The organism is Citrobacter sp. wls615, assembly GCF_005281355.1.
Taxonomy (GTDB): Bacteria; Pseudomonadota; Gammaproteobacteria; order Enterobacterales; family Enterobacteriaceae; genus Citrobacter; species Citrobacter werkmanii.
On record NZ_SZXM01000027.1, the window covers coordinates 35,328 to 47,298 of the forward strand.

Here is an 11,971-nt window from a genome sequence, read left to right on the forward strand (position 1 = left end):
AGTCTTAAGTAATAAGGCGCTAAGGAGACCGTAAATGGCTGATACTAAAGCAAAAATCACTCTAAATGGTGACGCTGCTATTGAACTGGATGTGCTGAAAGGTACGCTCGGTCAAGATGTTATTGATATTCGTAGCCTTGGCTCAAAGGGGATGTTTACTTTTGACCCAGGTTTCACCTCTACCGCATCCTGCGAATCCAAAATTACGTTCATCGATGGTGATGAAGGCATTTTGCTGCATCGCGGCTTCCCGATTGACCAGTTGGCGACCGAGTCCAACTATCTGGAAGTGTGTTATATCCTGCTGTACGGCGAAAAACCGACGCAGGAGGAGTACGACGAGTTCAAAACCACGGTCACTCGCCATACCATGATTCACGAGCAGATCACGCGTCTGTTCCACGGTTTCCGCCGCGACTCCCACCCGATGGCCGTTATGTGCGGTGTCACCGGGGCGCTGGCTGCGTTCTATCACGATTCTCTGGACGTAAATAATGCGCGTCACCGTGAAATCGCCGCCTTCCGTCTGCTGTCCAAAATGCCGACCATGGCAGCGATGTGCTACAAATACTCCATCGGACAACCGTTCGTGTACCCGCGTAATGACCTCTCCTACGCCGGTAACTTCCTGAACATGATGTTCTCCACGCCGTGCGAAAAATACGAAGTCAATCCAATCCTGGAACGCGCCATGGACCGTATCCTGATCCTGCACGCTGACCACGAACAGAACGCCTCAACCTCTACCGTGCGTACCGCAGGCTCTTCAGGGGCTAACCCGTTTGCCTGCATCGCGGCTGGTATTGCTTCCCTGTGGGGACCGGCACATGGCGGCGCCAACGAAGCTGCGCTGAAAATGCTGGAAGAAATCAGCTCGGTTAAACACATTCCGGAATTTGTTCGCCGCGCGAAAGACAAGAATGATTCTTTCCGCCTGATGGGCTTTGGTCACCGTGTTTACAAAAACTATGACCCGCGCGCCACCGTGATGCGTGAAACCTGCCATGAAGTGCTGAAAGAGCTGGGCACCAAAGATGATTTGCTGGAAGTGGCAATGGAGCTTGAGCACATTGCGCTCAACGACCCGTACTTCATCGAGAAGAAACTCTACCCGAACGTAGACTTCTACTCTGGTATCATTCTGAAAGCGATGGGCATTCCGTCCTCCATGTTCACCGTGATCTTCGCCATGGCGCGTACCGTTGGCTGGATTGCACACTGGAATGAAATGCACACTGACGGCATGAAAATCGCCCGTCCTCGTCAGCTGTATACCGGCTACGACAAGCGCGATTTTAAGTCTGATATTAAGCGTTAATTGTCTGCCGGATAGCGCTCTCGCCTGTCCGGCCTACTACCTTGAATCTTCCAGGCCGGACATGGGGTTAATACCTCTGTCCGGCCTGTTTTTTCTTGACCCACATTATTTTATTCTCATCACGTTTTCTCTATGATTTACTGAGATCTTCCTCATTTCACTCAGGAGCATGGGATGCCTGTATTGCAGTGGAGCCTGCTATTTCTGCTATCACTCCTTCTTTCCCTGTTCTTTCTGTTGATACATCTTCCAGGCGCATTGCTGCTCGGCTCGATGATCGTCGGTATCATTTTCAGTATGCGCGGGATCTCCCTGCACCCTCCCCGCTGCACATTTCTTGCCGCTCAGGCCATTCTCGGCTGCATGATTGCGCAAAACCTCACCGGTTCCATTTTAACGACACTTGCGGCACACTGGCCGATGGTGATTGTCATCCTGCTGGCAACACTTATTAGCAGCGCGGTAATCGGCTGGCTGCTGGTTCGCTACAGCAATCTACCGGGGAACACCGGCGCGTGGGGGTCATCACCTGGCGGGGCAGCCGCGATGGTTGCGATGGCGCAGGATTATGGCGCTGACATCCGCCTGGTGGCGTTTATGCAGTATTTGCGCGTACTGTTGGTGGTCGGCGCTGCCGCGCTGGTCACCCGATTTGTCATGGGCGAACAGGCACAAACGGTCGGCCAGCAAATCGTCTGGTTTCCACCGCTGAGTCTTAATCTGTTAAGTACCATACTGCTGGCCGCAGTTGCCGGTGTAACCGGGCGCTTACTGCGTATCCCCTCTGGCGTGATGTTATTGCCCATGCTGGCGGGCGCATTGCTGAACGCAGGCGGTGTGATGGTCATTGAACTGCCGGAATGGCTACTGGCGATAGCCTATATGGCGATTGGCTGGCAAATCGGCCTCGGCTTTGACAAACAGATCTTTTTTATGGCGCTGCGCCCCCTGCCGCAAATATTGTTGTCCATTTTTTCACTGATGGCGATTTGTGCCGCTATGGCCTGGGGTCTGGCGCATTACATGCAAATCGACTTTCTCACCGCCTATCTGGCGACCAGCCCTGGCGGAGTGGATTCCGTCGCGGTAATTGCCGCAGGCAGCCACGCCGATATGGCGCTGATCATGGCGATGCAAACCCTGCGGCTGTTCAGTATTTTATTGACCGGTCCGGCGGTGGCGCGTTTTATTTCAGCGCATGCGCCAAAAAACTCATCATCGTAAGCCGGGATTAGTTTAAATTATATTTAAACCCTACCCTTATTTGATATTCATTTTTTGTATCATCACCATCTTGATATTTATCAAGATAACCTAATTCAAAAAATGGATAAAACCGCGGCGTAGTATGAAAGTTAAAGACAAAGTTATGCTGAAGGGTATGATTCTTGCCATTGGCATATTCAAACTTGTCGCCATGCGTTTTGCTATAATACGTTGGATTATATTGAACCCAGAAGTTTGGCGTAAAATACTTGGTTAAATAAATATCGACGCGGTGTTCTGAAGAGTCATCCCAGTCACCTTGCAGTGTTTCGCTGTCATGATTTTGATGGTTATAACGGTAGCGTAATACGGCGCCCAGCGTTGGGTCAAAATGATAGCCAATGCCTATATAAGGATCGACGCGTGAGCCCGCGGACTCCCAGTGAAAGACTACGCCGGGTTCAAGCCAGAAGTCACTATCACCCAATACAAAAGGCTTGTTAAATTCAGCTTCCTGATAGCTACTTTTCCACTGATCCATATTTTTACCAAGATCGGCATCAGTTTCAAAACTCCAGTACATACTTTTAAAAATACTGTCTGAATCCTGTACTACACCGGTTAACATCAATCGCTGTAAAAAGCCTTTGCTGGCAGTTCGATACTGCGTACGTGGCGCAAAATATATAGTAGTAAATGGCGTTGATTTTACCAGAGAGACAGGAGTTGCATTATTTTCCGCGGCCATAACGCCAGTTGCAGGCATGACCAGTGTAGCCATTAATATGGCTGTATTAATATTATTACTTTTCATTATATTTTCCTCGCCGTACAGAGATAAAATCTCCCCCTGCTAAATCAATAGCCTGATTATTTAACTGGGGGAGCAGAATATTACCAGTAACTATTCCAGCAGGATATTGCACGGGTCATCGCTTCCATCAGGAAATAATCCCCCCACGTGCAGCACTCATCCACACCGACGTTACCTTTAAAATAATAAACAGAGTGTTTTAATAATCCTTCGCCGGCTTTATGCGACGTATTCAGATAATCATCAAGCATTCGCGCAATCATCCGTAATGCCAGCGCTTCATAGCTTTCACGATCCGGGTGGGTTGCCGGTAACTGTTTTACCAGCTCCAGCAACGCGCAGGCGAGAATCGCGCTAGCGGAACTATCCCTTTTACTATTCGGATCGGTAAGCGCAAGATCCCAATAGCAGACAAGATCTTCTGGCAGACGATTAATAAAGTAATTTGCCAGCGTCTGGCTCAGTTCCAGAAGCCGCTCATCTCCGGTATAGAGATAATTCAGCAGAAAGCCATAAACACCCCATGCCTGCCCGCGCGACCAGCAGGAGTCATCGGAAAAACCCTGATGCGTATTGCCAAACCTCGGTTCACCGGTGTGAACATCCATATAATATGTATGGAACGTCGAACCGTCCTCGCGCACAATATAACGTCGCGCCTGCTCAATATGATTTTTCGCCGCCTCTGCATAACGAGGATCGCCAGTGCCGGCGCTTGCCTGATACAACAATGGCAGATTCATATTGCAGTCTATAATCATCCTGCCCTGCTGCTCCGGATTATCCAGTTCGCCCCACGCCTGAATAATGCCGCATTTCTCGTGATAGCGTTCCATCAGCACTTCTGCCGCCTGCTGCGCGATATAAATCGCCTCGCGATTGCCGGTCAGTTTATTAGCCGCTATACAGGATAGGCTGTACAGAAAACCCAGATCGTGGTGATTGGTATGGTCCCGTCGGGCAATACGTTCACCAAAAGAACGGACATGTTGTTCGGCCAACGTGCGATACGCGTCATTACGCGTCCATTCCCATGCCAGCCACAGCTGACCAGTCCAGAAACTGGTAGTCCATTCCTGATTATCAATAATTGGGTAGCGACCGTTTTCACATGCCGCATCGGGATAACGCAGGCCAAAATAATCACGGTTACGATCGACAGCAGATAAAATTACCGGTAAAGCGCGGCGAATCTTCTGCGCAATAGCAGCGCGTTCGCCGCTTCGCAGTACAACAGGAACGATCGGTTCTTTACGGATAGTTACAGACATAATTCTCTCGTTTTCTTCATTTTAATGGGTGGCTTCTTGCCCATGGACAGGGGCTGTAATGGTTTTTTTGTGTTGATAGCAAGTAGAAAGCGTGATGGCGGAGATCCCGGTAAATACCAGAGCTATCACGCCCATAATCAGATAGGTATGCTCAAAACCAATTTTTTGGTAGGCGTAGCCGGCAGGTGGTGCCACGACAATAGAACCGACATAAATCATGGCCTGATAGCCCAGTAGGTACATCGTGGCGTTAACGCGTTTGTCGAAATGCTCGGCAATGTATTTGAAGACCGACACCAGAATCAGGGCGATTTCAATCCCATACAACGGCTTCACCAGACAGATAATCAACGGATCGTTAGTTAATCCGGAGATAATCAAACGCAGGCTAATCACAAGACCGGTCAGGATCATCCCCTGCTTAGCGCCAATGCGGTTAATAATGGTGGGTACCAGCATCATGCCGAAAAACTCTGCGGCTGACTGCGCGGTACTCATGTAGCCAAACATGGCGTTGCCTTCTTCTTTCGTGCTAAAGAAGGTGACGAAATAGCGAGAGAACTGCTGTTCGGCAATAAACATCATCCATGCCACTCCGGCGATATACAGCGCAAAGGTCCAGAATTTTTTATTGCGCAGCAGCTCGAAAACATCGCCAATGACAATCTTCTCTTTCGACAGGACGTCATTCTCTTCCTGGCCAAAGTGATCAACTTTCAGCGTCAGCAGAACCGCAAACATGCACAGCGCGGAAACGCTACTGATAACAAAGTTGATTTTGGGCGAGATATTGTAGAGATACCCAGAGAATGAAGACGCCGTTGCCCACCCCAGCGCCGCCCACATGCGGATCCGGCCAAATTCCATCGCGTACAGACGACTGAAACGGTCAACATAGGACTCTTCCGCCGCCACGCCCGCATACCAGCCAAGGCTGAAAAATAGCGCACCGACGATCATCCCGCTGATAAAATGCGTTTGTAATAGCGGCAAATAGCACCAGATAAAAAATGGCGCCATCAGGGCCGAAACAAGACAGACAAAATAGAGCAGATGTTTTTTCATGCCCATTTTATCCATGATGTAACCGTAAACAGGTTTGATAACTACCGCAAAAACACCGTTTACGGCAAACACCGTGCCGATCTCCACACCATCCAACCCGGCTTTATCTCCCAGCCAGATAGCGTACAGGCCAAAACTGGCCGCCCAGGTAAAGGTAAACAGGAATACGAACAGGCTCAGTTTGATGTAAGCCGAGCGCGTCGACTGAACAGGGTTAGTCATTATTTTTCTCCGCACATGCGTCAGTTATATGATTTCCAGCGTTTTCACACCCAGCGTCAGCACCTGATTTTCACGGTCGAACGCCATTGCCGCCGCAAACGGCAGCGATAAAAGCGATGTGGCGTTGACAGCGCAGGCCAGCCAGTGTGTACCCGGCGTAAGCGTGCTACGAAGACAGGGGATCTCCCCCGGTGAGGCATACAGAATGTTGCTGTTGGGTGGCGTTGTGACGACCTCCGGTTGACGCTCTGCCAACAGATCGGTTATCTGGCATATGCCGGAGCTGGCACGAAGCGTGACCCCATGCGATGCAGTTTGGGTATCGATGAGTTGATGGCGGTTAAGCGCGAATCCCCCCTCGACACAGTCAAGCAGGCGCGTGGTTTCAACGCGATGGATGCGAATATGTCCCTGTTGAAACGGGACGAGCCAGGTCGTGACGACGACGTTTGACCACGGGAGCCATCGGCTTCGGATCAACGCATCCGTCATTTCAACAGAATCGCACTCACGGCGTCCACGCCAGTAGTTATCCTGTTCGCTGAACATCAGCATCGAATCACAGGCAGCATGGTTCAGACCATAATGACCGCGCTCCAGGGTAAAACCAAAGTGGCTGGAGTAAGCAAATTTGCCGTATTTGGCATCGAAATTGACAAAGTTATTGCGGTCATACTGGCCCGACATCAGCATCCAGGCGTGTCGGTTTTCATCATCATGAACGATAAATTGTCCCGCTTCCTTTATCGGATGAATCGGCTCAAGTTCAGGCAACGGGGCCGACTCGGCCTGCCAGAACGCGCTCTGTTCCGGCAGTGCTAAAATCAGCAACGCCTTACATGCCCACCAGGGCGAACATGGACTGTTGTAATCTTCGGTCATCACCAGGTTCGGGTAGGTATATCCCAGCGTAAATAAACCATCCGGGCCAATGAAAGGCTGCGCGAACCACCAGTCGAGGTGGCGCAAAATCACGCCTTTGACGATAGGGATCGTAAAAACATCCAGTTCCGTCCAGACGACGGCGCTCCAGAACGCAACCTGAACAAAGCGATAGGTCAGACTGCGGCCAAACGGAATCGCATCGCCCTCACAGGTAAAGTAGTAGATGTAATCTTTGGCAAACTGACGCGCCCGCTGACGGTAGCGCAGGCACCGTTCAGGGTCGGCGTCCTGCATAAGATGGCTATACAGCAAACTATAAAAATGAAACCCGCTGGAGATATAGTAATCGCGCGGTTTGCCTGCACCATCTGAGTACCAGCCATTACCCAACCAGAAAGGTTCAATCGCATTCAGATGCTTATCAATAACCATCATGTCGTAGTGGCGTCCGACACATTTAAGACCGACCTGCACCAATACCGGGAAGAAGTGCCAGTTATTATCCGGGATTTGGATATCAGCACTTTGCCGTAACCAGCGCTCCAGATTGTCCTGCTCATCGGTTGTTAAGGCGTCCCATAACCCGGTATTCGGCAGAGCCAATGCAACGCCGAAGGCGGCCATTTCCACGCAGCGCTGATCGTTATCAACCAGATTGCCCCAATAATTTGGATGTTCGGGGTCACAGCCATGACGAATACCGCAAATAAAAGCCTCACGATACTCACTCGCATCTCCCCCACTTAACAACGGTGAAAGGATCCACAATAGACGCGCAAACCCCTCCATGCCGGCAATATCCATTGGATATTGTGCAGACGTTTCGCCCACGTCCAAACGCGTGTTATCACGGTAGAGATGAGGAATGGCTGATGCCAACCATTGCCGCGCCTTTTCTGCATACTCTTGCCTTGCTCGCATAATGAAACCTCGTTTCATTTGATGAAGTATTGGGCGCATAATAAGGATTTGGGCTGACATACAAATGTGATAATTGTCGTATTTCCACACAACGCTAGTGATGAAGAACAACATTCACCTGCATTTTGCGGAGAAAATTCGATTACAGTGATAAAAACTTAAGTTTATTCACATTACCAGGCGAGACATAAATGCAGCGGACTGAAGACAGTAGCTATCTTGAGCACATAAGCCTCAACGACAAGTCGATTTACTTTAATCGGATGAAGGATATGCCAGCCAACTACTATCACTGGCACCAGTGCGTGGAGATATTATCGGTTTCTCAGGGAGTAGGCATCGCGCTTATGGAGCACCAACAATACACCGTCAAACCCGGGCGTATTTTTATTTTCCCGCCGGGTAAGCTGCATAAAGTGTTTGTCGAACAGGATGATCGTAATATTTATCATCGTACTACGCTGCACTTTAACGGCCCACAGATTGAGCAGTACCTGCGGGATTTTCCTCGCCAGCAGATGCTGCTGCGCCAACTGTGCGGCAGGGGAGAGAAAGCGCGAGTATTTGACGTAGGCGATGTTCAGCCAGTCATTGAAACCTTGCTGAGCCGTTTTGAAGAGCAAATCAAAGACCAGACTTTTAGCATCAGTGACAGCGCATTTCTGGTGATGCAGCTCATTAGCCTGCTGCCACATCAGGCGCAGGCCACGGGACAAAATACATTTTCGGTCAGCATTATCCGCTGGATTGAAACTCACTTTCACCAGCGCTGCTCGCTGGAAGATATCGCCAGCGAGATGGGTTGCTCGCGGGGTCACGCCTCCCGCCGTTTTCACGAAGAGACCGGCGGTACCATTCAGGAATACCTGATGATGCGCCGTATCCGTCAGGCCTGCGAACTGCTGTTACATACCAACGGCTCGGTACGCGATATTGCCGCACAGGTTGGTTTCTCCGAATATGCCTGGTTTATTACCTGCTTTCGCAAAAACATGGGCAAAACGCCGCTGCAATATCGTAAAACATATGCTTCGGTATAGATCTACGTCTGACATCCGGGACACCAGTAAAAGGGTCTCGAGGAAAGTGTCGTTTTCTCGATGATGCCGCCACAGCGCTCACAGGCTTCGCCGTCCCGGTGAAAGACCTTAAAGCGAAACAGCGCGCCGTGGTGCTTATTGTCATCGACCTGGCCGCGAGTGTTATACGACAGACGTGGAATATCAAGCAGCGCTTGCGCCAGCGCATCCAACTGCTCATCGCTAAGCTGTGACGCTTTATGCTGCCCGGTCAACCCCACCTGCCAGAGAATTTCTACCCGCAGATAGTTACCTAATCCCGCCAAAAACGCTTGATCTAACAACAGACCGGAAAACTGGCGATTGCGAAAACGGGGTGACAGCAGACGCGTTTTTACCTCTGCGGGCGTTAAACGCAAATCCAGCACGTCCGGTCCAACCCGTTGCAGAAATGGATGGGTGGTGAGCTGCTCTGGTGTCAGCATTTCGATGTCAGACGCGCTATACAGCAGGATAGTTTTATCCTCGGTTTGCAGCCTGACGCGCAGCACCCGCGTGGTTTGCGGCATGTTGCCGGTATCGACCACTCGCCATACGCCGTAAAGCTGATTGTGACTATACAGCGTCAGACCATTGGTAAAATGGGTCAGCAAGGCTTTACCCCGCGTTTCAAGCTGGGTAACACTCTGCCCGATGAGTTGGGATTGATACGGTTTTAACTGCTCAAAGGCAAACCAGACATCCGTCAGAGGTTTGCCTTTGACTGCCGTCTCCAGGGTATCCGCCGCACGGCGGATCTCCGGGCCTTCAGGCATAATACTGTCCTTTGTTAATGTGTTGCACCGCCCGTCATGGCGATATCGCTATCCACCTGCAATGCGGTGGCAATCGCGACCTCCAGCGCCCGACGTACTGTCTCCGCCGCCATACTTGGCGCTCCGGGGTGCTGCGCGGCCTGTTGTGGCAGATAAGGAATATGAATAAAACCGCCCTTCACTGCCGGCACGTCGCGTAATTTATGCAGCAGGCCATACATCACGTGGTTACACACGAAGGTGCCCGCCGTCTGAGAAACCGAGGCCGGAATTCCCGCGTTGCGCATGGAGACAACCATCGCCTTGATCGGCAATGTGCTAAACCACGCCGCAGGGCCATCGGCCACAATCGGTACATCAATCGGTTGTTGCCCCTGATTATCTGCAATACGCGCATCGTCAACGTTGATCGCCACGCGTTCCACGGTGATATCCGATCGACCACCCGCTTGTCCTACTGACAGCACCAGCGATGGCGACAATGCGTCAATCGCGGCATTGAGTACGGCGAGAGACTCGCCAAAGACGCACGGCAACTGGCGGGCAACGACGCGGCATCCGCCGATGATAGCATTATCGAGACCCGAGACCACTTCCCAGGAAGGGTTAACTGACTCGCCGCCAAAGGGTTCAAATCCCGTGATGAGTACTGTTTTCATCCTTCCTCCTTACAGGAACATCAGGAAATACATCAGAAAAACGTTAACCAACAGCAGCAGTATGCCGGTTGGCACCTGTGCTTTAATCACCGCGTTTTTGTCTGGTAGCTCCAGCAGCGCCGCAGGCACAATATTGAAGTTCGCCGCCATTGGCGTCATCAACGTTCCGCAATACCCCGAGAACATACCAATCGCCGCCATCACCGCTGGGTTACCACCGTGTTGCAATACGAGGATCGGAATACCAATCCCAGCGGTCACAATCGGGAAAGCGGCAAACGCATTGCCCATCACCATCGTCAACAAGGCCATACCAATGGTGTACACCGCCACCGCGATAAAGCGGCTATCCACCGCCAGGTATTCTTGCGTCAGCCAGGATATACCGCTGCCGACACCCGCCGCAGTGAACAACAGTCCAAGAGTAGCCAGAATCTGCGGCAGGATGAATGCCCACCCGATGGAGTCCAGCAGTCGGCGTGCTTCCTGAATCGGCTGATGCACCCGCTCATGGGTCATTTTTATCGCCATCGCCAGACCAATCAACGAGCCTGCGGTCATAGAGAAAAGCGTCACCAATGTGGCGTGATTACCCGGTCCAAACAGCGCATCCTGTAAGCCCGGAATATGGTTGAACATGAGTACACCGATAACGGTCACCACCGGGATCGCCAGCGCCGGGAAAAACAAGCGGTTACCCAACCTACTGGCGCTTTCTTCACGCTGTTGCGGCGTTCGCTGATGGTAGCTTCCCAGCTTTACGCCGCCGAAACCGGCGATCAGGGCCAGTATGACCACCGCGACGCCGACGGCAATATGCACCGCGCGTTTATCGCCAAACAGCGAGTATGTCCAGTCGCCAAGCAGAAAGAGAACGCCGTACAGGCCCCAAAACAGACCGGTGGTTAAGCGACGCGGGTTAGCTTTATCCCGCCAGGACATCAGCGCCACAATCAGTAAAACCGCACCTGCCAGCCAGTAGAGATAGCTTTGCTGAAAATTCATTTTGCTTCTCCCTGTGCTGCGGCATTCGCTTTCGCCACTTCACGCTGCAAATAGCTGTCCAGCCGCCACAGACGCGTGCCGTGGATCAGGAAGGCGCATATTGCCGTCGGGATCCCCCACAGGGCGATATGCAGCGGTTCGGTCTGGATCCCGCCAGACTCCAGCATAAAGTTGTGCATGAATATGATCGCACCGAAGGCAACAAAGATATCTTCACCGAAAAACAGCCCAACGTTATCGGTCGCGGCAGACATGGCGCGCAGACGATAACGAACCGCCCCCGGTATCTCACCGTGGTTTTTCTCGGCGGCCCCTTCTGCCATTGGCGCCAGCAGCGGACGCACCATCTGCGGATGTCCCCCCAGGCTGGTCAGCCCTAAGGCCGCGGTAGCCTCACGAATAAACAGATAGACAATAAGCAGACGGCCGCTGGTGGCACTGCGGATTTTGGCAATCCACGCCTGAGCGCGCTCTTTGAGTCCGTGACGCTCCAGCAGGCCAATAACCGCCAGTGGGATCAGCAGGATAAACGGCAGATTGCGGGTGTTGAGAAATCCCTCACCCAGCTTTTCCAGAATGGTAGCGATTGGCATATGCGCCGCCAGTCCGGTGACGATCCCGGCAATAATGACCACCAATACCGGGTTAAAACGTAAAAGAAATCCGACCACAATGACGGCGATCCCCGTCAATGGCCAGAGAGAAACAGCCTCTCCCATAATTCAGTCCCTTATGTTGTTGTGTGATATATTATTGTTTTGTATGAAAAAA

General features: G+C 51.6%; 11 protein-coding genes. 3 read left to right on the top strand and 8 right to left on the bottom strand.

All coding sequences use genetic code 11. The features are described 5' to 3' along the window. The first annotated feature begins 34 nt into the window (after positions 1–34). Entirely contained in the window at positions 35–1,318 is a 1,284-nt protein-coding gene (locus FDX04_RS09805) for a citrate synthase (RefSeq protein ID WP_006685463.1), read from the top strand. A 174-nt stretch (positions 1,319–1,492) separates the two neighbouring features. Then, complete coding sequence (locus FDX04_RS09810; RefSeq protein ID WP_137370863.1) at positions 1,493–2,542, top strand: AbrB family transcriptional regulator; 1,050 nt, start codon at positions 1,493–1,495, stop codon at positions 2,540–2,542. A gap of 7 nt (positions 2,543–2,549) precedes the next feature. Here FDX04_RS09810 and FDX04_RS09815 read toward each other — a convergent pair whose 3' ends face one another. From FDX04_RS09815 to FDX04_RS09830, 4 genes are all read right to left on the bottom strand, one after another. Beyond that, complete coding sequence (locus FDX04_RS09815) at positions 2,550–3,338, bottom strand: oligogalacturonate-specific porin KdgM family protein (protein WP_137370864.1); 789 nt, start codon at positions 3,336–3,338, stop codon at positions 2,550–2,552. Between the two features lie 80 nt (positions 3,339–3,418). Then, positions 3,419–4,609 (bottom strand): glycoside hydrolase family 88 protein, encoded by a 1,191-nt coding sequence (locus FDX04_RS09820; protein ID WP_137370865.1) that lies wholly within the window; start codon positions 4,607–4,609, stop codon positions 3,419–3,421. Between the two features lie 21 nt (positions 4,610–4,630). After that, positions 4,631–5,896: an oligosaccharide MFS transporter gene (locus FDX04_RS09825; RefSeq protein ID WP_137370866.1), complete on the bottom strand. Its 1,266-nt coding sequence runs from the start codon at positions 5,894–5,896 to the stop codon at positions 4,631–4,633. 24 nt (positions 5,897–5,920) lie between these two features. Next, positions 5,921–7,702, bottom strand: coding sequence for a DUF2264 domain-containing protein (locus FDX04_RS09830; protein WP_167371255.1), 1,782 nt, complete (start codon positions 7,700–7,702; stop codon positions 5,921–5,923). Positions 7,703–7,893: 191 nt separating this feature from the next. Here FDX04_RS09830 and FDX04_RS09835 point away from each other — a divergent pair, with 191 nt between their 5' ends. Further along, positions 7,894–8,742: an AraC family transcriptional regulator gene (locus FDX04_RS09835; RefSeq protein WP_137360522.1), complete on the top strand. Its 849-nt coding sequence runs from the start codon at positions 7,894–7,896 to the stop codon at positions 8,740–8,742. A 2-nt stretch (positions 8,743–8,744) separates the two neighbouring features. Here the strand turns inward: FDX04_RS09835 and nei are convergent, their stop codons facing one another. Genes nei through FDX04_RS09855 form a run of 4 tightly spaced genes read right to left on the bottom strand, consistent with a single transcriptional unit; the run spans position 8,745 to position 11,919 of the window. Next, positions 8,745–9,536: an endonuclease VIII gene (nei, locus tag FDX04_RS09840; RefSeq protein WP_137360521.1), complete on the bottom strand. Its 792-nt coding sequence runs from the start codon at positions 9,534–9,536 to the stop codon at positions 8,745–8,747. 14 nt (positions 9,537–9,550) lie between these two features. Next, positions 9,551–10,195, bottom strand: coding sequence for a pyroglutamyl-peptidase I (gene pcp, locus FDX04_RS09845; RefSeq protein WP_137360520.1), 645 nt, complete (start codon positions 10,193–10,195; stop codon positions 9,551–9,553). 9 nt (positions 10,196–10,204) lie between these two features. Next, complete coding sequence (locus FDX04_RS09850) at positions 10,205–11,200, bottom strand: DUF979 domain-containing protein (RefSeq protein WP_042309733.1); 996 nt, start codon at positions 11,198–11,200, stop codon at positions 10,205–10,207. After that, on the bottom strand, positions 11,197–11,919 hold the full coding sequence (locus FDX04_RS09855; RefSeq protein WP_061381677.1) for a DUF969 domain-containing protein: 723 nt from the start codon (positions 11,917–11,919) through the stop codon (positions 11,197–11,199). Before FDX04_RS09855 ends, FDX04_RS09850 begins: the two co-directional genes overlap by 4 nt. Between the last annotated feature and the right edge of the window lie 52 nt (positions 11,920–11,971).

Coding starts and splice junctions, on each gene's coding strand:
- FDX04_RS09805 (WP_006685463.1), top strand. CDS start 35: ATGGCTGATACTAAAGCAAAAATCACTCTAAATGGTGACGCTGCTATT.
- FDX04_RS09815 (WP_137370864.1), bottom strand. CDS start 3,338: ATGAAAAGTAATAATATTAATACAGCCATATTAATGGCTACACTGGTC.
- FDX04_RS09820 (WP_137370865.1), bottom strand. CDS start 4,609: ATGTCTGTAACTATCCGTAAAGAACCGATCGTTCCTGTTGTACTGCGA.
- FDX04_RS09810 (WP_137370863.1), top strand. CDS start 1,493: ATGCCTGTATTGCAGTGGAGCCTGCTATTTCTGCTATCACTCCTTCTT.
- pcp (WP_137360520.1), bottom strand. CDS start 10,195: ATGAAAACAGTACTCATCACGGGATTTGAACCCTTTGGCGGCGAGTCA.
- nei (WP_137360521.1), bottom strand. CDS start 9,536: ATGCCTGAAGGCCCGGAGATCCGCCGTGCGGCGGATACCCTGGAGACG.
- FDX04_RS09850 (WP_042309733.1), bottom strand. CDS start 11,200: ATGAATTTTCAGCAAAGCTATCTCTACTGGCTGGCAGGTGCGGTTTTA.
- FDX04_RS09855 (WP_061381677.1), bottom strand. CDS start 11,919: ATGGGAGAGGCTGTTTCTCTCTGGCCATTGACGGGGATCGCCGTCATT.
- FDX04_RS09830 (WP_167371255.1), bottom strand. CDS start 7,702: ATGCGAGCAAGGCAAGAGTATGCAGAAAAGGCGCGGCAATGGTTGGCA.
- FDX04_RS09825 (WP_137370866.1), bottom strand. CDS start 5,896: ATGACTAACCCTGTTCAGTCGACGCGCTCGGCTTACATCAAACTGAGC.
- FDX04_RS09835 (WP_137360522.1), top strand. CDS start 7,894: ATGCAGCGGACTGAAGACAGTAGCTATCTTGAGCACATAAGCCTCAAC.